This window comes from Archangium violaceum, from assembly GCF_016887565.1.
In the GTDB taxonomy this organism is placed as follows: domain Bacteria; phylum Myxococcota; class Myxococcia; order Myxococcales; family Myxococcaceae; genus Archangium; species Archangium violaceum_B.
In genome coordinates this window covers 6,360,959-6,385,050 of sequence record NZ_CP069396.1, presented here as the reverse complement: position 1 = coordinate 6,385,050, position 24,092 = coordinate 6,360,959, and the positions used below count along the sequence as shown (strand labels likewise).

At 68.7% G+C, this 24,092-nt stretch carries 17 protein-coding genes; 10 read left to right on the top strand and 7 right to left on the bottom strand.

The annotated features are described in order from the left end of the window. The first annotated feature begins 472 nt into the window (after nucleotides 1-472). The gene (locus tag JRI60_RS25655; protein ID WP_204228510.1) at nucleotides 473-982 is read left to right on the top strand and encodes a hypothetical protein; all 510 of its coding nucleotides are present in this window, start codon (nucleotides 473-475) and stop codon (nucleotides 980-982) included. Next, complete coding sequence (locus tag JRI60_RS25650; protein WP_204228509.1) at nucleotides 982-2,367, top strand: tripartite tricarboxylate transporter permease; 1,386 nt, start codon at nucleotides 982-984, stop codon at nucleotides 2,365-2,367. Before JRI60_RS25655 ends, JRI60_RS25650 begins: the two co-directional genes overlap by 1 nt. On the opposite strand, the gene JRI60_RS25645 is transcribed toward JRI60_RS25650, so the two are convergent. Both JRI60_RS25645 and JRI60_RS25640 read right to left on the bottom strand, forming a co-directional pair. After that, nucleotides 2,360-2,956 carry a Uma2 family endonuclease gene (locus tag JRI60_RS25645; protein WP_204228508.1) on the bottom strand — a complete coding sequence of 199 codons (597 nt, stop codon included), beginning with the start codon at nucleotides 2,954-2,956 and terminating at the stop codon, nucleotides 2,360-2,362. The genes JRI60_RS25650 and JRI60_RS25645 overlap by 8 nt on opposite strands. Before the next feature lie 69 nt (nucleotides 2,957-3,025). Then, entirely contained in the window at nucleotides 3,026-3,616 is a 591-nt protein-coding gene (locus tag JRI60_RS25640; protein ID WP_204228507.1) for a dihydrofolate reductase family protein, read from the bottom strand. Between the two features lie 66 nt (nucleotides 3,617-3,682). Between JRI60_RS25640 and JRI60_RS25635 the strand changes: the two genes are divergently transcribed. Both JRI60_RS25635 and JRI60_RS25630 read left to right on the top strand, forming a co-directional pair. After that, nucleotides 3,683-4,645, top strand: a complete 963-nt coding sequence (locus JRI60_RS25635; protein WP_204228506.1) for a helix-turn-helix transcriptional regulator — start codon at nucleotides 3,683-3,685, stop codon at nucleotides 4,643-4,645. A 120-nt stretch (nucleotides 4,646-4,765) separates the two neighbouring features. After that, complete coding sequence (locus JRI60_RS25630; protein WP_204228505.1) at nucleotides 4,766-7,147, top strand: WD40/YVTN/BNR-like repeat-containing protein; 2,382 nt, start codon at nucleotides 4,766-4,768, stop codon at nucleotides 7,145-7,147. A gap of 74 nt (nucleotides 7,148-7,221) precedes the next feature. Here JRI60_RS25630 and JRI60_RS25625 read toward each other — a convergent pair whose 3' ends face one another. The 4 genes from JRI60_RS25625 to JRI60_RS25610 form a co-directional block, all read right to left on the bottom strand. Continuing rightward, on the bottom strand, nucleotides 7,222-7,596 hold the full coding sequence (locus tag JRI60_RS25625; RefSeq protein WP_204228504.1) for a hypothetical protein: 375 nt from the start codon (nucleotides 7,594-7,596) through the stop codon (nucleotides 7,222-7,224). Next, nucleotides 7,593-9,761, bottom strand: a complete 2,169-nt coding sequence (locus tag JRI60_RS25620) for a TonB-dependent receptor (RefSeq protein WP_204228503.1) — start codon at nucleotides 9,759-9,761, stop codon at nucleotides 7,593-7,595. Before JRI60_RS25620 ends, JRI60_RS25625 begins: the two co-directional genes overlap by 4 nt. A 306-nt stretch (nucleotides 9,762-10,067) precedes the next feature. Then, nucleotides 10,068-11,762: a hypothetical protein gene (locus tag JRI60_RS25615; RefSeq protein WP_204228502.1), complete on the bottom strand. Its 1,695-nt coding sequence runs from the start codon at nucleotides 11,760-11,762 to the stop codon at nucleotides 10,068-10,070. A gap of 105 nt (nucleotides 11,763-11,867) precedes the next feature. After that, complete coding sequence (locus JRI60_RS25610; RefSeq protein ID WP_239470723.1) at nucleotides 11,868-12,473, bottom strand: TetR/AcrR family transcriptional regulator; 606 nt, start codon at nucleotides 12,471-12,473, stop codon at nucleotides 11,868-11,870. A 187-nt stretch (nucleotides 12,474-12,660) separates the two neighbouring features. On the opposite strand from JRI60_RS25610, the gene JRI60_RS25605 reads away from it, so the two are divergent. The 6 genes from JRI60_RS25605 (at nucleotide 12,661) to JRI60_RS25580 (ending at nucleotide 20,429) form a co-directional block, all read left to right on the top strand. Further along, nucleotides 12,661-13,965 (top strand): glycosyltransferase, encoded by a 1,305-nt coding sequence (locus tag JRI60_RS25605; protein WP_204228501.1) that lies wholly within the window; start codon nucleotides 12,661-12,663, stop codon nucleotides 13,963-13,965. Between the two features lie 18 nt (nucleotides 13,966-13,983). Continuing rightward, the gene (locus JRI60_RS25600) at nucleotides 13,984-15,642 is read left to right on the top strand and encodes an MDR family MFS transporter (RefSeq protein ID WP_204228500.1); all 1,659 of its coding nucleotides are present in this window, start codon (nucleotides 13,984-13,986) and stop codon (nucleotides 15,640-15,642) included. A gap of 40 nt (nucleotides 15,643-15,682) precedes the next feature. Next, nucleotides 15,683-16,984, top strand: a complete 1,302-nt coding sequence (locus tag JRI60_RS25595; RefSeq protein ID WP_204228499.1) for a UDP-glucose dehydrogenase family protein — start codon at nucleotides 15,683-15,685, stop codon at nucleotides 16,982-16,984. A gap of 13 nt (nucleotides 16,985-16,997) precedes the next feature. Next, nucleotides 16,998-17,369 carry a hypothetical protein gene (locus JRI60_RS25590; protein WP_204228498.1) on the top strand — a complete coding sequence of 124 codons (372 nt, stop codon included), beginning with the start codon at nucleotides 16,998-17,000 and terminating at the stop codon, nucleotides 17,367-17,369. Nucleotides 17,370-17,437: 68 nt separating this feature from the next. Further along, nucleotides 17,438-19,360, top strand: a complete 1,923-nt coding sequence (locus JRI60_RS25585; protein ID WP_204228497.1) for an FG-GAP-like repeat-containing protein — start codon at nucleotides 17,438-17,440, stop codon at nucleotides 19,358-19,360. Between the two features lie 100 nt (nucleotides 19,361-19,460). Beyond that, nucleotides 19,461-20,429 carry an FHA domain-containing protein gene (locus JRI60_RS25580; protein ID WP_204228496.1) on the top strand — a complete coding sequence of 323 codons (969 nt, stop codon included), beginning with the start codon at nucleotides 19,461-19,463 and terminating at the stop codon, nucleotides 20,427-20,429. A 37-nt stretch (nucleotides 20,430-20,466) separates the two neighbouring features. Here JRI60_RS25580 and JRI60_RS25575 read toward each other — a convergent pair whose 3' ends face one another. After that, nucleotides 20,467-23,865, bottom strand: a complete 3,399-nt coding sequence (locus JRI60_RS25575; protein ID WP_204228495.1) for a WD40 repeat domain-containing serine/threonine protein kinase — start codon at nucleotides 23,863-23,865, stop codon at nucleotides 20,467-20,469. Nucleotides 23,866-24,092: the final 227 nt, after the last annotated feature.

Here is a 24,092-nt window from a genome sequence, read left to right as displayed (position 1 = left end):
CTCGCGAAAAATCGACACGCGGAAGATCCAGGGAAAAACCACTCTCACAATCAATCCTCGCAAGAACGTTCTTACAAGGATTGTAGTTATTACAGTCCTCACGCGAATTACCTTCTTGAAGTCCTTCACCATCTACAGCGCCCAGGGCGAGTGGGTGTACGGGCATGCCTGGGGCGGCTGTGGCGTCGATGGCTGGGTGCAGAACGGCTGGTTCTGCTGACGTATCAGCCTGGAAGCCGTTCGCCTCGTTGCCGCCCAGGCGGCTCGCGCGGCGACGGCTCCGCCCCGTGTGTGGCTGCGTGGAGCAGCGCTCGGAGAAACCCACGGGCCCCTGCGATCGATGCGGCCAACCGCACTGGACGGAGGCGGTATTCGAGACGCGCAGGGGCCTCGGCGATCCGGCCTGAGCGCCTATGATGATGCCGCTTGCCATCGGACCCTGGCCCCGATGAGACGGAGCGGAGACGAACGAATGAAGAAACACGACCTGCGGCACGGGCACCTGGCCGAGGTATGGGGCGATACGGTCGATCTGCGGCACCTGGCGTGGTCCATCGGTATCGGACTCGTCGTGAGCCTGGCCTGCTTCCTCCTGGCCAGCCGACTCCTGGCGGACCGGGTTGACAGTGCCGCGCTCGCACGTGCCTACGCGATGCTGGCCGGTCTGGGCGGCTGCGTTCTGTCTGGCATCATCTGCGGGGTCCTCTTCCCTCCCAAGCGCGTGGTGGTGGAGGACGGGGCGGCCGATCCGTCGTGGCGCCAGGAGGTGCTGAACGAGCTCGCCGCGCAGTCCGGCGGACTCGGAGCGGTCGCCGAGCTGCCACCCCCGGTGGTGGATGAGCTGAAGGCACTGCACCTCTACGAGCTGTTCGCGAACTTCCAGCCGGTCGCGTCCGACGCGGCCTCGGCCTCTTCCTCGTCGGCACGAGCCCAGGTGGCGGAAATGCCCCAGGCGGCGCCCCGGGCGATGGAGGAGCGGTAGTGCAAGCGGACCTCCTGAATCAAATCCTGGTCGCCGCGGCCATGGGGCTGCTCGGTGCGGTGGTGTTCACCGCCATCGGATTGATCTCCGGGACCGACGAGACGACGACGCTCGCGCCGCCGACCCTGTTGGTCGCGCTGCTGGGCGTGCCGCCGGCGGGCGTCTTCACCTTCTTTCTCGCCGGGGCTGTCGCCAAGCACATGACGCATGCCGTCCCCACCGCACTGCTCGGCATTCCCGGTGACACCACCGCCATTCCACTGCTGCAGGACGCCAACATCCTGCGCAACCTCGGCGTGCCGCACATCGCGCTGCGCAAGATGGTGTCCGGAGGGCTCCTCGCCGCCTTCCTCGCGGTGCCGCTGGCGGTGTCGTTCGCCTTGCTGCTCGCGCCCTTTGGCGGCGCCATCTCGAAGTCGGCGCCGTGGATCTTCGTGACGGCCGCGGTGCTGATCGCCTACCTGTCTGGCGGTCGCTGGGCATCCGTGGTCGCGCTGGTGCCCTTCGTCCTCGTCATCGTGGCGCTGCAGGCGTTCACCGCCAGCCGTGGCGTCAAGCTCAGCGTGAGCTACTTCCTCGGAATCGCCATCGGCCCGCTGGTGGCCGATCTGTTCTCGGTGCTCTCCCCGCTCGAGGGTCCGCGCATGCGCCGCGACCATGTCCGGACGTTCTCGCTGGCTCCGGACGTCAAGAGCTGGTCGGGTTATTTCCCCAACCCGTTCAAGGTGCTCGATGCCACGCAGATCCGCTGGACGCTCGCCGCCGCGGCGGTGTCGAGCGCCACGTTCGTGTTCAGCCCGGTGGCGATGACGGTGGTGATGGGCGAGGCCGTGGGCTCGCGCATCAAGCATGCCTATCACCGGCTGACCACCGTGCTGGCCGCGCGCAACGGGGTGACCGAGGCCACCTACATCGCCGAAGTGCTGATTCCGCTGATCGCTTTCGGCCTGCCCTTGAGTCCGGTGGCCGCCGGCCCGGCGGCACCGCTGTTCAACGCGCCTCCGCGTTTCACGGTGGATACCGCCACCGGGCAGACGCACAACCTGCACGACCTGCTCAGTCACTGGGAGTTCCTGGGTTACGGCATGCTGTCCGTGGTGCTGGCGGCGCTGGTGTCCTACCCGTTCGCCATGAACCATGCACGGCGGGCGGCGCTGTTCGTCTCGCGCAAGGTGAGCCACGAGGCCATCATCTCCACCTTCGTCGGTCTGATCATCGTCATCAGCGTCTGGGAAGGCCAGTTGCTGGGGCTGCTGGTGATCCTGACGATGGGACTGCTCGGCGGGCTGTTGTCGCGCACCCTCGGATTCAACACGGGCGTGCAGTTCATGGGCTACTACACGGCGGTGCTCACCGTGCCCGCGTTGCTCGAGCTGTTCAAATGACGGGAGCCGGCGTTGCGCCAGGGCGGGGCAACCACAGGGCACCCAGCCTCAACAGGAGCACGTCGAACGGTTCGGCGCGGACCTCCCCGTCGCCGCGATGGCTGGCGGTGAGCAACCAGTCCCGCTCCCGGCGGTGGCGGATCTCCAGGGTGCGCGTCAGCGGATCGATGAACCAGACATGGCTCACGCCCTCACGGTGGTAGAACGGCAGCTTGCGCTCCCTGTCGACACGGACGGTGGAGGGCGAGAGCACCTCACACACCCAATCGGGAGCCACCGTCGCGAAAGGCTCGTCCATGAAGGAGGGGTCTGGCATCCGATCGCGCCGCCAGCCCGCGAGGTCCGGCACCACGATGTCCCGGCCCAGATGGAGCTCTGGCTCGGAAAGAATCCACCACCCTCCCCGTGTCCCCGGGTGCTCCAGATCGAAAGCCGTGCTCAACAAGGCATTGAGCGCCGATGACACCCGGGCATGTGGCAGGGCTGGCCGCGGCGAGGCCACCAGCTCGTCCTCGAGGATCTCCCCCACCCACCCGACCGGCAGCGCCTCGATGTCCTCGTACGTCGCCGGCTTCTTCCCTTTCCCCATGTCCGCGCCCCCTACCTTCGTGGTCAGAACCCGCGAAGCGGCACCCCGCTTCCACGGTGACTCCGAAGACTACCCCGGATTGTGACTTTTCGGGTAGGGTTCTCCGGAGGCGCCGCCAGCGCCGCGGGGAATCTCGTACCGCAGCTCGACCATGCCCTGGCCGAAGCGGGTGATGCCCTGGAGCTCGAGCGGACCCGGCAGGCGGGCGGGCAGCAGCGGAATCCCACCTCCGAGGATGACGGGAGCGACGCCGAGCAGCAGCTCGTCCAGGAGTCCTCGCTTCGAGAACTGGGCCACGAGGTTGCCGCCGCCCATCAACCAGATGTTCTTCTCCCCCGCCGCCCGGACCATCTGCTCGTGGACGGCGCCCACGTCCTCGGTGGTGAAGCGGATGTCCGCCCCCGGGTAGCCGGGCAGCTCGCGATGGGTGAACACCCAGGTGGGAATGCCGGCGTAGGGCCAGGCTTCCCGGAGCTCGGCGAGGATGAACTCGTAGGTCGCGGCGCCCATCGCCAATGCCCCCACGCCCGAGAGGAACTTCGTGTAGTGCTCGGTCACCCCCTGCGCGTCGTTGAACTGGAAGAGCCAGTCCAGACGACCGTCCGCGTCGGCGATGTAACCGTCGATACTGGCCGCTACGTAGTATTGGGTCCGTGTCATGGTCTTCAGCCTGCCACGGCATCCCTGACAACTCCTGTCAGGGATTCTCTGGCAGGGTGGCGGACGATGCGTTCCAGTCGATTGCTCGCCCTCCTCCTCAATCTCCAACGGCGCGGACACGCCACGGCGGCGGAGCTCGCCGCCGAGCTGGAGGTCTCCGTCCGCACGCTCTACCGCGACGTGGCCGCGCTGATGGCGGCTGGCGTTCCCGTCTGGACCGAGCCGGGTCCGCACGGTGGAATCCGTCTGGTCGAGGGCTGGCGCACGCGCCTCGACGGCCTGACCGCCGACGAGGCGACCGCCCTGTTCCTGTCCGGGGCTCCGCAGGCCCTCACCGACCTGGGCCTGGCCACGGTCGCCGTGAGCGCCAGGGCCAAGGTGGATGCCACCCTTCCCTCGGAGCTGCGAGGCCGGGCGGGCCGGATCCGGGAGCGGTTCCTGCTCGACGCGCCCGGCTGGTTCTCCCGGCCCGAGCAGCTCGACGCGCTGCCCGCCGCCGCCGAGGCCGTCTGGACGGGCCACCAGCTCGACATCCACTACGGCTCACACTCCGTCATCCGCCGCGTGGACCCGCTCGGGCTCGTCCTCAAGTCGGGCACCTGGTACCTGATCGCCCGGCACCGCGGGGAGCTCAAGACGTACCGGCTCAGCCGGATCCACCGGGCCCAGGTCCGGGACGAGACGTTCGTCCGCCCGGAAGACTTCGACCTCGCCGCATGGTGGGCCCAATCTTCGGCGGAGTTCGACGCGTCCCTGCTCACCTACCCCTGCCGCGTCCGCCTCTCGGCTCGCGCCCAGAAGCTCCTGCCCCACCTGGTCCCACATGATGCCGTCCGCCGGATGCTCGACGCCGCCGGGCCGCCAGACGCGGACGGCTGGCGCACGGTGGACCTCCTCTTGGAGAGCGAGGACGTCGCCGTCGACCAGCTCAGCGGCTTGGGCGATGGCGTCGAGGTCCTCGAGCCGCTGTCCCTGCGCCAGCGACTGCACGCGGTCGGCACGCGGATGGCAGCCCTCAACACGCCGTGACGCCCGGTCCGGAAGCTCCAAGGCTGGAATTCTCATCCATCTGGAATTCTCAAGAATTGTGGGCGATAACCGTTTCCGGGGGTCCTCGCTGAGAAGTCCAGGACCTCAAGGAGCCGTGAAATGCGTTCGCAGAAGAGCTGGCGCCGGTTGTTCGCCGCGGCCATCGCCGTGACCCTCGCCCCCCTGTCCTCGCTGGCCGCCGAGCGGGAGCATGACCGGGACGACGCCAACGCCCGGCGTGAGTTCCGGGACCAGTGGTACAACGAGGCCTACGGCAAGGCGAAGAAGGCGAAGAAGGGCGGGCCGTGGTCGCTCGAGTTCCGCAAGTTCATGAACGAGGCGGCGCGCAAGGAGCGTGAGAAGTATGCCTCGCAGCTCCCGGGCAGCTCCTCGACCATCACCGCGGTGACGGACCCGACCGCGACCGTCGCGGCCACGGGCACCACGTGGGTGAACATCGGCCCCACCAAGGCCGACTACCTGCAGAACGGCAGCTATTCGCTGAACAAGACGGACGCGGGCCGGGTGCGCAACATCATCGTCGACCCGACCAACCCCAATACCCTCTACGTGGCCTTCTCGGGCGGCGGCGTCTGGAAGTCCACCGACGGCGGCACCACCTGGACGCCCAGGACGGAGACGCTGGGCAGCCTGTCCGTCGGCAGCCTGGAGATGGACCCCAACAACAGCCAGGTGCTGTACCTGGGCCTGGGAGATCCGTTCGACGGCACCGGCATCGGCCTGGTGAAGTCCACCGACGGCGGCAACACCTGGTTCGCCCCGGTGTACCTGGGCAACGCCACCTCCATCACCGACATCCAGGTGGTGCCGGGCAACGGCAACATCGTGCTGGCCACCACCAACGCGGGCATCTTCCGCTCGGTGGACGCGGGCGCCACCTGGTCCCAGGTGAGCCTGGCCACCGGCTACACGGAGACGCCCTCCGGCTGGTCCATCGCCCACGCGGGCGGCTCGAAGTTCATCATCACCCTCGAGGCCCAGCCCTCCGCCGCCAGTGGCAACACCCAGGGCCAGGTGTGGGTGACGGCCGACAACGGGGCCACGTGGACGCGCTCCACCGGCGTCACCTCCTCGGCAGGCCTGGAGCGCATGACCGTCGCCACGGCGCCCTCCAGCCCCACCACCGTGTACGTGCTGGCCTCCAACCCCAGCGGCAACCTGGCGGACATCTTCAAGTCCACCAACGGCGGCACCAGCTTCACGGCGCTCGGCGCGGCCAGCAAGCGCTACTCCAACGGCAACACCGAGGCGCGCCAGGTGAGTGCCCTCTTCAACACCCAGGGTTGGTACGATCAGATGATCATCGTCCACCCGACCAACCCCAACCTGGTCTACTTCGGCGGCGCGCTGCACATGGCGAAGACCACCGACGGCGGCTCGACCTACGCCCAGGTCACCAACTGGCTCGGCCAGTTCAGCCTGCCGTACGTGCACGCGGACTTCCACGCCGCGGCCTTCGACCCGACGGGCGGCAAGCTGTACGTGGGCAACGACGGCGGCGTCTTCCTGACGAGCAACGCGGGCACCAGCTTCACGGACACGCTCAACGTGGGCATCGCCTCGCACCTCATCTACGACATCGGCGCATCGGCGGGTGACCGCAGCGCCGTCATCGCGGGCCTGCAGGACAACGGCACCCGCGTGCGCGTGGGCTCCACCAGCGTCTACAACCAGGAGCTCGGCGGCGACGGCTTCGGCTGCGACATCCACGCCACCAACGGCAAGCAGATGCTCGGCACGCTGTACTACTCCCGCATCTACAAGAGCACCGACGGCGGCCTGAACTTCGCCTCGGCCAGCACCGGCATCACCGAGAGCAACAACAGCAGCTCGGCGCCGTTCAACACCGTGCTGACGACCTGGAAGGGCGACGCGACGGGCAACACCGTCTACACCTTCGTGAACACCAAGGTGTACAAGTCGACCAACTACGCCAGCTCGTGGAGCGCGCTGGGCACCACTGGCCTGCCCACCGACATCTTCATCCGCGGCATCGGCACGGCGAAGAGCAACGGCAGCATCCTCGGCATCGTCGCCAACGCCGGCCGCGTGTTCCTCACCAACAACGGCGGCACGAGCTGGACCCAGGCCGCGGCGCTGCCCAACAACGGCCTGAGCCTGAGCGACGTGGAGTTCGACCCGACCAACCCCAACACCCTCTACGTCTCCTCGGTCGCGCCGGACGGGACCAAGGCCCACGCCTGGAAGTCCACGGACTTCGGCGCCACCTGGGCGGTGAGCGAGAGCGGCCTGCCGTCCGGCGTCCCGGTCAACAGCATCACCGTGGATCCGGGCAGCAACACCACGGTGTACGCCGCCACGCACCTGGGCGTGTACCGCTCCACCGACGCGGGCGCCACGTGGAGCCGCTTCGGCACCGGCATGCCGCTGGTGAACGTGACCGACCTGGAGATCCTCCAGGACTCCAGCCTCGTGCGCGCCGGCACCTTCGGCCGCTCGGTCTGGGAGCTGATGCCGTAGTCCGGAGCGCTCCGCTCTGAAGTCATGGGGGTCCGGGCCACACGGCCCGGGCCCCTTTTCATTCAACGCGCCCCTCAGCCCGCGCAGGTGCCGTCGAGCGCGGAGCCACTCGCGCCCTCGCACGTCCCCGTGGCGCAGTCGCGATCCTGGAAGCACGCCTCGCCCGAGGCCCGCCCGGGCACGCAGCGGCCATAGCGCGTGTTCGGCTCGAAGTGGTTGGAGCACGTCAGGGCCGTCTCGCACTCGGCGGCCTGGGAGCAGGGCTCGTCCTGGCCACGAAGCGGGTAGTCACACAGCCCCTTCAGGCCCTCCCCTCCCTCCTTCGGCGGTGGCGGGAAGGAGCACACCAGGCCCTCGGGACACTTCGTCTCCGCGTCACACGGCGTCCCCAGGCCCGAGTGGCAACCCAGGACTCCGAGCAGCACGGCCCACGACAACCTCTTCCTCACAGGCGGCCCTCCAGCGCGAGCGTCACCGAGCGGCCCGGCGCGTCCACGCCCGAGGCGTGCGCGCGGTACGAGGCATCGGTGAGGTTGCGCAGCTCCAGCGTCGCGGTGAACCAGCGCCAGCTCGCTCCGGCCCGCAGGTGCACCGCCGCCCACCCGGGTGTCCCCTGGCAGTCGGGCGACTCGGGGCAGATGCGGATGTCCTCGCGGTCCGCCGCGCTCAGCCGCTCCTGCTTCGCCGCCCACTGGAGCACCCCCTCGACGAAGGCGAAGTCCACCGGCTCCCAGGTGGCGCGCACCAGCCCGTTGAGCGGTGGGGACTTGGAGTACGACTCGGTCTCGGCCGGCGCTTCGGGCCGCAGCGGATCCAACCGCTTCTGTGAAGAGAGGACCCATGCGGCCCGCGCGAGCAGCGTCACCGAGCGCACGGGCCGCACCTGCCCGGAGAGCTCCACCGCGTGCACCTGCGCGTGGTCCGCGTTCGTCCGCACCAGGTAGGCCAGCCCGTCCGGGGTATGCGTCTCGCCATTGAGCGCACCGGGCACCGCCGTCACCAGACCGTCGATATAGGTATAGGCATACACGGCCTGCACCCGCGCCACCTCGCCCCGCTGGAAGCGCCCGCCCACCTCGGCGGTGTACGAGTACTCGGGGGACAGCTCGCGGCTGGGCAACACGTAGCCCGGCCCCTCCGCGCCCAGGCGCAGGTAGTCGTCCACGTTGGGCGCGCGGAAGCCCGTACCAAGGTTGGTGAAGAGCGTGAGGTCCTCGCTCACCCGCTGTTGGAAGCCCAGCTCGCCCGCCACGCCCAGGGCCTGCGCGTTGGAGGCCGTCAGCACGGGGCTGCCGGGGAACTGCAGGGCCAGCCGGTCGTCCTCGGGGAGATGGATGCGGTTGAGCTGCGCCCTCGCGCCCACGTGCCCCGTCGCGTCCGTGCCGAGATCCATCTGGAAGAGGCCGAAGAGGCCCGCGGCCAGCGAGGTGGGCGAGCCCGGGTAGCGCGCCAGCTCCGGACGCGGAGAGAAGTCCACCGGCACGAGGATGGCGCCCCGGGAGGCCCCGCCCGTCACCTTGTCGTGGAAGACGTCGGCGCCCACGCGCAGGCTCGCGCCGTTCCACGCCAGGCCCCGCTCGCCCTCGGCGCGCAGGCCGAACGTCCAGACGTTCGAGTCCTCGCGCTCGATGCGGTCGCGGGAGACGCGGAAGCGGTCCGTGCGCTCGCCCTGCCGCAGCGCGCTCGCGTCCACGCGGATGCGGTGGAAGGGTCCGGCCCCGCTCACGGTGAGCTGGCCATGGAGGAAGTCCCGCTCCTGGAGGGAGAAGACGCGGAAGTCGCCGGGCACCGAGCGGTCCGTGCGCGGAGCATCGCCCTGGCGCGCGGCCTGATACTGCACCAGGAGGATGGCGCCGGGGGCCAGCCGCTGGCGCACCTTCACCGCCGCGTCGTACTCGGTATAGCCCGTGTAGCGCTGGACGCCGATGGCCGCCCCGCCCCGCAGGTCATTGAAGTCACGCCCCGTCACCACGCCGAGCGCCGCGGTGTCCGGCAACTCCACGCCCAGGCGCAGGCTGCCCTGGAGGCTGAGGTCCGCGCTCCCGGCCTGGGCCCGGATGCTGGCGGGAAAGCGCCGCTCGCCCTCGGAGGCGAAGCGCGGCGTCAGGGTGAGGACGTTGACGACGCCCCCCAGCGCGTCCGAGCCGTAGAGCACCGAGGACGGGCCCCGCACCACTTCCAGACGATCGACGAGGAACGGGTCGACGGTGTTGAGGTACTGGTTGGGGCCGGAGCGCGTGACGGCGTTGTTGAGGCGCACGCCGTCCACCATGATGAGCACCTGGTGGCCGAGCAGGCCGCGGATGATGGGATGGCCGCCCGCGTGGTTGGTGCGCTGGACGAAGATGCCCTCCTCCTCCAGGAGCGCCTCCGGCGTGGAGCGCGCGGGGCGGCGGGACAGCTCCTCCGCCGTCACCTCCGAGCCCACGCGCGAGGCGGGCAGCAGGGGCTTGGGAACGCTGGAGGACGTCACCAACGTCTCCGCCTGGGAGTCCGGGTCGGAGGGAGGTTCCTCCTCGGACCGCTCCTGGGCCCCCACGGGGAGGGCATGACAGAGCAGGGAGAGCGAGCACGACCAGAGGAAGGCTCGCCTGGAGCGAGGGAGTCGAAGCATGGTCATGAATCGCGAGAGGGAGGAGCGGTGCGCCGGGTCAGCCGAGGCCCCCACCAGAGCCCCAGTCCCGAGAGGGAGAGCACCAGCAGGGCGACAGGAGACGATGGGACCTCGGCTTCCGAGGTCCGGGTGACGCGGGCGGGAGACGGCATGGGGGGTGACGGAGCGAGGACACGCGTGGAGCCGTGACCTCGTTCCGTGACGCCGAATCATAGCCAACGGGCCTCGCGGAACAAAGGCGCCCCCTCATACTCCTGGAGTGGAGGGAATGACGGAGCGCGAGGGTCGCGAGGCGGGGTCCTGGCCTCAGTACGAGGGGAAGGCCGGGACGGTGAAGGAGACGAACGCCTCCGAGCTTCCCGCCGAGAAGGACCGGAGGTTGCCCAGCGACAGGTCCGTGAGGATGACCGTCCCGAAGCGCGAGCCCACCGCCACCTGGGCATTGGAGGGCGAGATGTCGATGTCGATCAGGTCGTAGACCCCGGTGGGGACGACCGCGAGCTGCACTCCGGTGGAGCTGAAGCGGTAGATGGAGTCATTCCACGAGGCGCCGTAGATCTCCCCCGTCTTGCTGACGGCGATGCCCCGGATGGACAGGTTGAAGGGCAGCGAGATGGTGCGCACCTGCGCCAGGGTGACCGGGTCATAGACATAGATGCGGTACTCGTCGTACGCGAGGCCATACACCAGCCCGTCCAGGCCCACGGTGACGTCGATGAAGTCGACGGTGTCCGCGAAGCGCTGGGCCCCACCCGTGAGGAGGTTGAAGCGCACCAGGCCCTTCGGCTCGTCGCCGGTGCCATAGGTCATCATGTCCGTGACGAAGACGGAGTCGCCGTGACTGGCGATGCCGCCGTAGCTCACGTTGTTGGCCGTGCTCCAGCCCGCGTACGTCCAATGGACCCAGCTCTCCGCGCCCACGTCGTAGCGGCTCAGGTACGGATCGAACGTGCCGTTGTAGATCTCGACGCGATCCTTGGCGCTGACGATGAGATCCCTCGCCCGATCATTCGAGGAAATGGGAACGCTGCGAACGAGGCTCCCGCTCGAGGTGTACTCGGTGAGGGAGTTCGCCGAGGAGACCAGCAGGTTGTCGGTGCCCAGGGAGGGACCCCCGGGTGGAACGAACGTGACGAACGCCTCCGAGCCGCCCACGGAGAAGGAGCGAACACCGCTCAGCGTCAGGTCCGTGAAGATGATCTTCCCGAAGCGTGAGCCCGCGACCAGCGTTCCATCCTCCGAGAGATCGATGTCGGTCAGGTCATAGGCCCCAGTGGGGACGACCCCGAGCTGCGCTCCGGTGGAGCTGAAGCGGTAGATGGAGTCATTCCACGAGGCGCCGTAGATCTCCCCCGTCTTGCTGACGGCGATGCCCCGGATGGACAGGCCGAAGGGCAGCGAGAGCGTGCGCACCTGCGCCAGGGTGTTCGGATCGTAGACGTAGATGCGGTACTCGTCATACGCGAGGCCATACACCAGCCCGTCCAGGCCCACTGTGACGTCGATGAAGTCGACGGTGTCCGCGAAGCGCTGGGCCCCACCCGAGAGGAGATTGAAGCGCACCAGGCCCTTCGGCTCGTCGCCGGTGCCATAGGTCATCATGTCCGTGACGAAGACGGAGTCGCCGTGGCGGGCGATACCGCCGTAGCTCACGTTGTTGGCCGTGCTCCAGCCCGCGTACGTCGAGTGATCCCAACCCCCCACGGCCACGTCGTAGCGGCTCAGGTACGGATCGAACGTGCCGTTGTAGACCTGGAGGTTGCCATCGGCATCCACCACCATGTCCCGGACGTACTCCGTCGCCGGCCGCGTCCCCGTGGGATAGGGAACGGGGAGCGTGCGCACCCATGCGCCCTCCCGGGTGTACTCGTAGACGGAGTTGCCCGTGCTGATCAGCACGTTGCCCTCCTGCAGGGGCTCGGCGGCGGCCTGGCCGACTCCCGCGAGCGACAAGAGCAATGACATCCAGCGAATGCCCGAACGGATTCCCGTGGTCTTCATGTGCAACCCCCTCTGTCCAGCTGTTCAGTGCTGACGGGAATTTGCACCACGGGTCTGACACGACGGGGACGCCAACGGCCATGCGGAGTGTAGGACCACCCCGCCCTACTTCCGCTTGTCCGGCGCCAGCGCGCCCAGGAGGATCAGATCGACCAGCTGCTCGAGATAGCCCTCGTCGATGCCCCGGCGTTCCATGAAGAGCCGATGCTGAACGGAGGCCGCCAGGACCTGGAAGGGCAGCACGGACTCGAGGCCCGGGGCCAGCTCGCCTCGTGTCCTGGCTGCCTCGATGACGGGAAGCGGCAGGGCGTCCATGGATTCACGGAGCAGCCCGGCGATGGCCATGAACTCCGGGTTGCGCTCCTCGGCGATGAGGATGCGCCTGAGCGCCTGGCCCTCCGCTGAGCTCATGAGCGTGGCCATGTGGCGCCCGATCTCGAGCAGATCGCCACGGAGCGAGCCCGTATCCGGCTGGATGATCCGCGCGACGGTGACCGAGTGGAGGGCCGCATCCACGAGCTCCTGCTTCATCGGCCAGCGCCGGTAGATGGTGGTCTTGTTGACCCCGGCGCGCGCGGCCACGTCCTCGATCCGGAGCGCGCCGTAGCCGACCAGGGCGAGCTCCTCGAGCGTGGCCTCGAGGACACCTCGCACCACCGGCTCGCCGCGCACCAGCACACGCTTCTTCGAGGATTTCCTCTTCGCTCCCATGGATCGCCCGCTCGCTCCCCACTGCATCGCACACCCCTTCCGCTTCGCGCAATCTCAACATTCGCGACCGCAACTCCTTGTTGCGATGCGGATACGGCATGGGTATACGGCATCGCAACTTTGAGTTGCGGTTCATCGCATGGGCCGTGTGCCCTCTCCCGCCCCCCACCTTCAGAGCAGAACGAACATGACCACGCCCCCTGATGCTTCACGCAAGCCCGCGACGTTCTTGCTGACGAGCTCGACCGCGCCGGGACACTTCCTGCGCATCCTCGACCTGGCACAGCAGCTCACCTCCCGGGGCCACCGGGTGCTGGTCAAGGCGAAGGCCGCCGCCGCGGCCGAGGTGAAGGCCTCCGGCGCGGAACACCTTCCCTACGAGCACCAGCTGGATATTCAGGACCTCACGGCGCTCGCACAGAACGCCGAGCTGCCGCGATGGATGCCGCGGTTTCCACTCTTCCTCTCGCTCATCCGCTTCTTCACGCAGGCGAACAACGTCCAGCTGGCGCGTGAGCTCGAGCCCGTGCTGCGGCGCGAGCAGGTGGACTGCGTGCTCTACGACTTCTTCGAGGTGGGGGCGGCCTGGGCCGCGGAGCGCGCCGGCATCCCCTGGGCGAGCGCCGGGAACCTGGGCACCCTCCTCACGCGCGACGAGCTGCCGCTGATGTTCAACGTGCAGCCGCCGATGAGTCACTTCGGCAAGGTGCCCGCGGCGGCGCATGCGCTCTTCAACCAGTTCCTGTCGCTGCGCGAGCCGCGGGCCAGGCTCGGCCTGCCGCCCTATACCGGCCGCACGGCGGAGCTCATCCGGGCGATGGTCTCGCCCAGGCTCCACATCATCATGGCCCATCGGGGACTCGTCGGTGACATCCCGCTCCGCGACAACCAGGTCTTCGCCGGGCCGACGACCTTCAACGTGCCCGCCAAGGCTCGCGAGGAGGCGCCGCGCATCGAGCCCGGGACCGTGGTCATCAGCACGACGACGACCCCCAAGGATGACGGCTTGTTCCGGAGGGTGCTGGAGGCCGTCGCGCCGATGAACGTCCCCGTCCTCGCCACGGCCGCGGGTGCCCGGGACATCCCCGTCGGGCTGGGGGCCCATATCCGTATCGAGCGGTACGTCCCGCACGACACGGTGTTCCCCCAGGCGCGAGTGCTGATCACCCACGGCGGCTGGGGAGCGGTGGGGCGAGCCCTGACCTACGGACTGCCCATGCTGGTCATCCCCCTCTTCGGCGACCAGCATCTGAACGCGGCCATGGTGCAGCGCTCGGGACTCGGACGCCACCTCCCGCTGGACAAGGCGACGCCCGAGACGATCCGCGCCGAGCTGCAGGCGCTCCTGGCGGACGAAGGCATCCGTGCCCGCGCGCGGCGCGCCTCCGCGGAGATCAAGCAGCTCAAGGAAGAGCAGGTCGCCGCCCGAGCGCTCGAGCAGCTCGCCTACGAGGGGAGAGCGAACGCCACGGCCCGGGCCTCCGCGGCCTGACGAGCGACTGGGACTTCCATGAATCTGACCGCTACCACCCCCGGGACGATGCCCGGCGAGCGCATCGATTACGCGAGCACGCTCTCGCCGCGCACGAAGGCGCTCGTCCTCGCTGGCGTGATGATGGGCCTGTTCCTGGCCGCGCTCGACCAGACGATCGTCGCCACGGCCCTGCCGCGCATCGTCTCCGAGCTCCAGGGAATGGAGCTCTTCGCGTGGACCTCGACGTCCTATCTGCTCGCCAGCACCACCCTGGTGCCCATCTACGGCAAGCTGTCGGACAGCTTCGGCCGCAAGACGGTCATCCTCGCGGGGATCGGCATCTTCCTGCTGGGCTCGGTGCTGTGCGGCCTGGCGGGCTCCATGCTCGCGCTGGTCATCTTCCGGGGCATCCAGGGGATGGGGGCGGCGGCGATCACCTCCACCGCCTTCGCCGTCCCGGCGGACCTGTTCGTCCCCGCCGAGCGCGCGCGCTACCAGGGCATCTTCGGCACGGTGTTCGCCGCCTCCAGCATCATCGGACCGATCCTGGGCGGCACGCTCACGGACACGGTGGGCTGGCGCTGGGTGTTCTTCATCAACCTGCCGCTCGGCGCCATCGCGGTCGCGTTCATCGTCGGCAAGATGCCGCGCCTGCACAGCGGTCTGTCCAGCAAGGTGGACTGGCTCGGGGCCTTCCTGCTGATCGTCGCGACGGTGCCCTTCCTGCTCACGCTGCGGGGGAACCGGCCGCTCGAGGCCTGGCTGTCACCCGAGGTGCTCGGGATGCTCGCCCTGTCGCTGGTGGGGCTGGTGCTGTTCATCCTCGTCGAGCGGCGCACCCCGCATGCGATCATCCCGTTCGCGCTGTTCCGCAGCCGGGTGTTCGTACTGGTGTGCCTGACATCGGTGTGCACCGGCGCGGCGTTCTTCGCCGCCCTGCTCTTCATGTCGGTCCTCGCCGTCAACGGGCTTGGCGCCACGGCGCGGGAGGCGGGAATGGCGATGATGCCGCTCACCGCCGCCGTGGTGCTGACGTCGCTGGTGACGGCGCGCTGGGTGGGCCGCACCGGGCGCTACAAGGTGGTCATCGTGGGCGGCCTCGTGATGCTGTGCCTGGGGCTGTTCCTGCTGAGCACGCTCACGGTGGAGAGCACGCTCTGGGACATCGGCGTGCGCACGTTCGTCTTCGGCTGCGGCATGGGCCCCGTGCTGCCGATGCTCACCCTGTCCATCCAGAACGCCGTGCCGCTCGATCAGGTGGGCAGCGCCACGGCGGGGCGGCAGTTCTTCCAGCAGCTCGGGCAGGCCATGGGCAGCGCGGTCTTCGGTATCATCCTCACCAGCGCGCTGGCACATGCGCTCACGACCGAGCTCGAGCCCGTGCGCGCCGAGGTCCCCGTGGCCATGCGCGAGCGGTTCGATCACCGGTTCGACCCGGCTCGCCTCCAGAAGGGCGGGATGGTGCAGGAGGGCTCCTACGACGCCCTCCAGAGTGAGCCGGGCGCCGACGAGAAGGAACGTGCGCTCGTCCATGCTGGCCAGACGGCGGTGAGCCGCTCGTTCGTCCAGGCGGTGACGCGCGTCTATGACTGGGCACTGCCCCTGGGGCTGTGCGCGCTGCTGCTGGCCTTGTTCACCCGAGAGCTCCCTCTGCGCAAGGCGAACCGTCCGGAGACCCCGGTCGCGAGCGAATAGAGACGTCTCTCGCATCACCCTCAGCACCATGGGAAGTCACATGCATCTTGCTGTCATTGGAACGGGTTACGTCGGCCTCGTGGCCGGCGTGGGGTTCGCCAACATCGGGAACGACGTCACCTGCGTGGACGTCGATGCATCCAAGATCGCGCGCCTGAAGCGCGGCGAGGTGCCCATCTACGAGCCCGGGCTCGACACCCTCCTGGCCGCCAACGCCCAGGCGGGGCGCCTGACGTTCTCGACCGACATCGCCTCCGCGATCCGCGCCGCCGAGGTCGTCATCATCGCCGTGGGCACGCCCCCCGCGGCGGACGGCTCCGCGGATCTGTCCGCGGTGTTCGCGGTCGCCGAGACGATCGGCCAGAACCTGAATGGCTTCAAGGTGGTGGTCACCAAGAGCACCGTGCCGGTGGGCACCGCCGATCGCATCGAGGAGATCATCCGCCGCTACACGGAGCAGCCCTTCGGCGTCGCGTCCAATCCGGAGTTCTTGAAGGAGGGAGCGGCGATCGAGGACTTCATGAAGCCCGATCGCGTGGTGATCGGTTCGAACAACGCGCGCGCTCTCGAGGTGCTGAGGGGCCTGTACACCCCGCTCGTCCGCACGAGCGAGGACATCCACACGATGGACGCGCGCTCGGCCGAGCTGACCAAGTACGCGGCCAACGCCATGCTCGCCACGCGCATCTCGTTCATGAACGACCTGGCCGTGCTCAGCGAGAAGCTGGGCGCGGACATCGAGCGGGTGCGCAAGGCGGTGGGCGCCGATCCGCGCGTGGGCCCCAGGTTCCTGTATCCGGGCGCGGGCTTCGGCGGCTCGTGCTTCCCCAAGGACATCTCGGCGCTGCTGCACATCGGGCGGGGCGTGGGACACGAGCTCGAGGTGGTGCGCGCGGTCGAGTCCGTGAACAAGCGGCAGAAGCGGCTGCTGTTCGAGAAGCTCCGCCGTCACCTGGACGGCGCGCTCGAGGGCCGGACGGTGGCGGTATGGGGGCTCGCGTTCAAGCCCCAGACCGACGACATCCGCGAGTCGCCCGCGCTCGTGTTGATCCACGAGCTGCTCGAGGCCGGAGCCCGGGTGCGCGCGCATGATCCGGAGGCCATGGACAACGTGCGTGCGCTCCTCGGCGACCGCATCACGTACTGCGAGGACATGTACCAGGCCGCCGAGGGCGCCGACGCCCTCGCGCTCGTCACCGAGTGGCGGGAGTACCGGCAGCCGGACTTCGCTCGCGTCAAGCGCCTCATGCGGACCCCCACGCTCCTCGACGGCCGCAACATCTGGGAGTCCAGGGAGCTGCGCGCACTCGGCTTCTGGTACACCGGCATCGGGAGGCCGTAGGCTGGGGCGAGCCATGCTCCACCGCGTCGATCGAGTGCTCGCCTGGGGCCTCCTGGTCCTGGGCGTCATGCAGTGGGCCTCCACGCCCGTGTTCTTCCCCGTGCTCCAGGAGCCGGCCTTCTGGTGGTTCAACGGAGGCACGACGCTGCTCTTCACGGGGATCTTCCACCTCTTGAGAATCCATCATGGGCACGCGCTCCCCCTGCTTCGCACCGTGGCCCTGGGAGTGACGATCCTCCAGGACGTCTTCTGGGCCGCCATGGTGGTGGGCCTCTGGGAGAAGTTCGCGCGCCTGCCCGGGACCTTCACCGCGCCCGTCTTCCTGCTCGCGCTCACGGCCACCACGCTCGCCCGCCCCGCGAAGAGGTCCACCCTCCCCTCTTGATTCATTTTCTTGAGACGGCGGCGGCGCCGGCCCCTCCTCATGGGTGAACCCCCCCACGAGGAGCAGCAATGAACATCGGCAAGTATCTCCAGGGCCTGGTCCTGATCGCCCTGGGATCCAGCTGTGGACCCGGGGAGCTCGACGGCCCCCAGCAGCTCGAGCTCGCGAACCACGAGTCGGCCGTGACCGCGACCGTGGACCACCGGCCCTTCACCGTGATGACCTACAACGTCCGGCAGGTGAACGCGGACGACACGGGCGCCTACACCTGGACGCGGCGGAGCCCCAACGTCATCAAGCTCATCTCCGCGAGGAACCCGGACATCTTCGGTGTGCAGGAGGCCTCGGCCACGGTCATCCAGAACGACCTGATCAATGCCTTCCAGGCGTCCTACGACTACTACAAGCCGCCGAACGGCAGCCCGAAGATGATCTTCTATCGCCGGAGCCGGTTCCAGCTGGCCGCCGGCACCGACGTGCAGGGCTACTTCAGCATCCCCAATCCGTACTCGGCATCCGACGCGTGCTACCCGAACGCCTCCGGGCGGACCGCGTCGTGGATCAAGCTGGATGACAAGCTCTCGGGCCGCCAGTACTTCCTGGTCAACTCGCACCCGGCCCATTCCGGGGCGTGCGGCCTGGCACGTGAGAAGAACGCCGAGCAGATTCGCACCGTCATCACCGAGAAGGCCCTGGGTCGCTCCGTCGTCGTGTTCGGTGATTTCAACTCCGACCCGCAGCACCCGAGCTGGGCGGGTGACACCTCCATCTCCATCCTGGAGTCGGAGGGCTCTCCCGCGCTGTTCCGCTCGGCGCGTCATACCGGTGAGACGACCGACGACACCGCGACCTTCAACAGCTCCTGGAAGAGCCCGAGCACGAGCTACACACGACTCGACTACATCCTGGTGAGCGGCGGGGACATGACCACGTCGGACCCGTTGATCGACAGGAGCACGTACGACGGCATCACGCCGTCGGATCACTTCGCCGTGATGGCGACCATCCGGCCCGCGGTGTTCCAGACGGGCTCGACGGTGGATACGCACGGCAGCGGGAGCTCGGCGAGCACGCGGCTCTACTTCGCGGACGTGACGGGTGACGGCTGCGCGGACAAGCTGGCCTGGAACCCCACGCTGCTCGGCGGAGCGACCCAGGTCTTCCGCTCCAACTGCAACGGCACCTTCGGTACCGGAGTCGTGAACGACAACGGAGAGAGCGCGTCCACCAAGACCACGTTCTACTTCGCGGATGTGAATGGGGACAGGTGCGCGGACAAGATCTACTGGAACCCGACCTACGATACGGGCCATACGCGGATCTACCTGTCGAACTGTGACGGCACCTTCCGCTGGTCGAATTCGAACGACAACGGAGGCAGCGAATCCAGTGCGACCACCTTCTACTTCGCGGATCTGACCGGGGACCAATGCGCGGACAAGATCTACTGGAACCCGACCTACGACTCGGGGCGGGCGCGGATCTACCTGTCGAACTGTGACGGCACCTTCCGCTGGTCGAACACGAACACCGACACGGGAAGCAGCCAGAACAGCGACGCGCACTTCTACTTCGCGGACGTCACCGGCGATGGCCGTGCCGACAAGATCCTCTGGGATCCCGCGGCGGAGTCCGGGCGCACCCGCATCTACGCCTCGAACGGCAACGGCACGTTCACCGCGTTGAGCACGCACACGGGAGGCTCGAGCGGCGTGCCCGAGACGCGCCTCTACTTCACCGACGTCAATGGCGACGGCCACGCCGACAAGCTCTTCTGGCGCCCCAACTATCGCGAGGGCCGCATCCAGGTCTACCTCGGCTCGGCCACGGGCTTCGCGGGCGCCCCCCTCATGGACAACACGGGCTGGAGCCAGTCCTCCAACACCGAGTACCTCTTCGCCGACCTCGACGGGAGCGGTGCGGCGGACAAGGTCTACTGGAACCCCGGCGCGAACGACGGCGGCTCCCGCGCCTACCTCTCCCGATATTGACGCGGAGACACCGCGCCCCTCGATGGGTAGCCCCGGCTGAAAAAGCCAGGGCCGCTCCGTTAGAATGGATTCCTGTCCGAGGAGACGGGGGGGCCGCGGGATGCCGGATGAAAACGAGAAGACACGTGTCGCGGGGTTGAGCGACATGAACCTTCGCCCGCGCCCACTCGGGGCGCGGGAGGCATTCATCGCCGCCCATGACCGGCTGAGGGAACTGGCCAGCATCGCCCCATGTCCGGCGGTGCTGGTGGCGGCGGTGGACGAGCGCGCACGCGTGGTGGAGGCGGTGCTCGTCGAATCCGGAGACTCGCTCATCATCGGCCGGCACACCGGCTGCGGACTCCGGCTCAAGTCCGGCAGCGTCTCGTTGCGGCAGCTGGTGGTGCACGCACGGTCCGAGTCACCTGGCGCCGCACCGGTCACGCGGCTCTGGGACCTCAACACCCAGCACCCCTTCCGCACCGAGGACGGGCAGCCCAGCGCGGCGGTGATCGCCCAGGGGATGCTCTACGCGGCGGTGGAGCAGTACGCGCTCCTCTTCGTCCCCACGCGCGGGCCCTCGGAAGCGCCCTGGCCGGCTCGCGCCGAGGAGGCCTGGGGTGCCCTCCCTCAGCGCCAGTTCATCGACCGGCGCACCCCGAGCGCCACCCGTTTCCGGCACTCCCAGCGCCTGAGGCTGGACGGCCAGCCGTACCAGACGCAGATCACCCGGGTGGGCCCGCTGATGATGCTGGGCGACCACGAGGGGCCCGAGGCCGCCTGGGGCGAGCTGCGACTGGACGGGAAGAAGAAGGTGGAGAGTCACCGCATCTCGCTCGACCGCCTGGAGCAGGGCGTGCTGCTGGGCCGCTACGAGCGCTGCGGAATCCCGCTGGAGGATCTCCAGGATGTCTCGCGCGTGCACCTGCTCCTGGTCCAGATCGGAGAGGAGCTGCTGGCGATCGACACCGCCAGCACCAACGGCACCTGGGACGGCCAGACGCAGATCGAGACCACCACCCTGGACGATCTGGATTCGCTCAAGCTGGGGGATGTCCTTCACATCCACTGGCACCGCCTGCACGCGTAGTGACGACCCGGCGCTCCTCCATCGGGCCCACCCCGCCTCAATGCCAGGAGTTCTCCGGCGGCTCGTCGCTCGTGAAGGACATCAGCCAGGCGCGCAGGGCCTTCGGCTCCAGGGGCAGGTCGTCCGGCCAGAGCCGGATGCTGCCGTCCTGGCCAGTGGAGGCCAGGGTCTTGCCGTCCGGGAAGAAGGCCACCGCCTCCACCTGCCCGGCGTGGCCTCGCAGCGCGCGGTTCTCCCCGGTGGACAGGTCCCACAGCCGCACGGTCTTGTCCAGACTCGCCGAGGCCAGGCGCGTTCCATCCGGCGAGAAGGCGAGGTCCAGGACATCGCCCTGGTGTCCTCGGGGCAAGGCACGCGGCTCCCCCGTCCGCCCGTCCCAGAGCATCACGCGTCCATCCTTCTGGTGACGGCCGGCCACCACATCGCCCAGGGGCGAGTAGCTCAGCTCCAGGACACCTCCAGCGCTCGTCTCCTGGCGACGGTACTGGCCACTTCGCACATCCCAGAAGATCACGAGGTGATCCATTCCGCCCGTGACGAGCAGCTCGCCCTTCGGGGAGAAGGCCACGGCGCGCACGGCGTCCTGGTGACCGCTCAGGCTCCGGAACTCGCCCGTGGTCACGTTCCACAACCGCGCCTCCTTGTCCTCGCCCGCGGAGGCGAGCTGCCCGCCGTCGGGTGAGAACGCGAGCTGCCACACCTTCGCGCCGTGTGTTCCGAAGCGGTGTCCCTTTCCCGAGGCGGGCTCCCACAGCCACACCTCTCCCTTCTCGTCCGCCGTGGCGAGCCGCTGGCCATCCCCGGAGAAGGTGACCGCCGTGACGCGGGCGGCATGTCCAGGAGGAAGGGGCCGTGCGCTCCCGGTGGCGGCGGCGTACAGGTGGAGCCGTCCACCGAGTCCACCCGCGGCCAGCCACTGGCCATCCGGGGAGAAGCCCACCGCGCCCGGGGCGAAGCCGGGCGCCTCCAGGAGGGGTTTCCCCGAGGAGGCCTCGAGGAGCCGTAGGACGCCCTGCTCGGACAGCGAGGCCAACCGCTGGCCGTCGGAGGAGAGCACCAGCGAGGCCTGGGGAGCGGAAACCGCCGAGAGCACGCGGTGGAGCTTCGTCTCCATGGCGAACACGCGCACCTGCCCGGTGTAGCTGGCGACGGCCAGCCGCCGGTCATCCGGCGAGAACTGGACGAGGTGGGCTTGTTGCCGGGGCCCGCGGAGCACGCGGGGCTCTCCGGTCGCGAGCTCCCAGAGGATCGCTGTCCGGTCGGCGCTGGCCGAGGCGAGGTAGCGGCCGTCCGAGGTGACGTCCAGGCTGTTGACGAGCCCTTCGTGATGGTGGAGCTCCCGCATCTGGCCCGTGGCGGAGTCGAGCAGCCGGATCACCCCCTCCTGGGTACCGATCGCCACCCAGGAAGTACCCGGAACGAAGGCCAGCGCCGTACCGAAGCCGAGGTTGCGCGCGAGCAGCTGCCCCTCGGTGGCTCCGGGCCTCCAGGCCTGGAGCTCCCCATTCATGTCCACCGTGAAGAGGCGGCCGTCCGCGGAGAAGCCCCCCACGGTGGGCCGGGACCGCTCCAACACCTGGAAGGAACCCGTCTCCGCGTCTCCCAGGGCCGAGACGGCGTTGCGATGGCCTCGCACGAACACCCAGGAGCCGAGCGGCGAGACCAACAGGTCCTCGATGCCCTGGACGCCCGTGTGGAACGTGCGGATCTCGCCCGTGGCCAGGTCCCAGCGGTGGATCACGTCATCCGTCTGGGTGGCCGCGAGCAGGCACCGGCCCTGACAGCCCACGGTGATCGCCGAGACGGGACCCGGGAGGGCCGGGAAGACCTTGACCTCGGCCTTGCCGTCCCCGGCGTTGGGGTTCCACTGGCGCAGGACGCCATCCTTGTCGCTGGAGATGAAGCCCTGGCCATTCGGGAGCATCCCGATCCTCCACACCTCGTCGGTGTGACCGCGCAAGACCTGATGTTCCCTGCCCTGCTCGGCGTCCCAGACACGCAACGTGCGATCGTCACTGGCGGAGACGAGGTATCTGCCGTCGGCCGTGAAGGCGATGTCGTTGACGTGCTGGGTGTGGCCGCGCAGCACCCTGGCGAACCCCTGGGCCTGAGCATCCGCGGCGATCGTCCGCGCCGCCGACCACTTCTCGAAGCCGGGCGAGAGCGCTCGCAGGGAGTCGAGCGAGTCGTTGGGCGCTTCCTCCACGGTGTCCCGCGCCTGGGTCAGCAGGAGCTCATCGGATTGGGCCTGCGCCTGCCGCCGGGCCGCCTGGGCATCATCGCGCTCGGACCTGACCTGGCGGAAGCTCTCCGTGCCCAGGGCGGCGAGCAACGCCAGGGCCACCGCGGTGACGGTCACCACGGCCCGGTAGCGCCGCACGAAGCGGCGCACCAGCTCCATCCACGAGTATTGGTAGGCTCCGACGATCTGACCCGTCTGGAAGCGCCGCAGATCCTCCGCCAGCTCGCGCGCGGTGGCGTAGCGATCGGCGGGATGGCGCGCCATCGCCTTGGTCACGATGGCCAGCAGATCCCCCGGGATGCAGTCCTGGAGGCTGGCCAGTGGCGGCGGTGGACCCTTCATCACCCGAGCCAGCACCTGATCCGAGGTCGTCCCGTCATAGGGACGGGAGCCCGCGAGCAGGTGATAGAGGATGGCCCCCAGGGCGTACACGTCGGCGCGCTCGTCCACGGGCTGGCCCGCGGCCTGCTCCGGAGGCATGTACGCGGGTGTTCCCATCACCGTGCCGACCCGGGTCATGGCGCCGTCCGCGGCGGCCTCCGCGGAGCTGACTGCGTCCGTGGACGCGGTGTGCTCCGCGCGCGAGAGATCCTTGGCCAGGCCCCAGTCGATGACCACCGTCTCGCCGAACCCTCCCACCAGGATGTTGGCCGGCTTGAGGTCGCGGTGGATGATGCGTTCGGAGTGCGCGTAGGCCATGGCCTCGGCCACCGCCAACACGTGGGGCAACAGGGCCAGCCGCTCCTCCAATGTCTTCAGCTCGGAGACGACGTCCGCCAGCGAGCGGCCGGAGACGAGCTTCATCGAGTAGAAGAGCTCGCCGTCCGGCCAGCGTCCCGCCTCATACACCGGCACGATGGCGGGGTGCTGCAGACGCGCGGTGACGAACGCCTCGGTCATGAAGCGGGACTCGGCCTCCGGGGAGGGCGAGAGCATCTGCTTGATGGCCACGGGCCGGCCGAGCCGCAGATCCCTGGCGCGGAGGATGCGGCCGATGCCGCCGTGCGCGAGCTCCCCCTCGAGGGCGTAGTGCGCGGGGTCCACCACCGGCAGCAGGTGACCTGGAGGGGGTGGCTCCAGGCGCGAGGAAGAGGACGTCCGCAACGTGGGCGCCTCCCCGATGCCGGAGGCGTCCTGCGCGCGGTCGGAGTCGATGGGTACACCCGCCTCATCAACGGGTCTGGCCTGGCTCATGAATCCACTCCCTGTTCACTTCCGGACTCTCGATGGAGCCGCCTTGTATGACCCTCCGCCGCGAGAGTCGAGCACACATATGGGACCATGTGGGCACGAGGCCTGTTCGAGGCCCACCCCCAGTTCGCGGAAATCAAGCTCAAGCCCGATATGGCTTTCAGAATCTCGAAAAGCCTTAAAGACTCACACCCTTACAGCTCTCACGGATTTGTCTGTTATTGCATGAC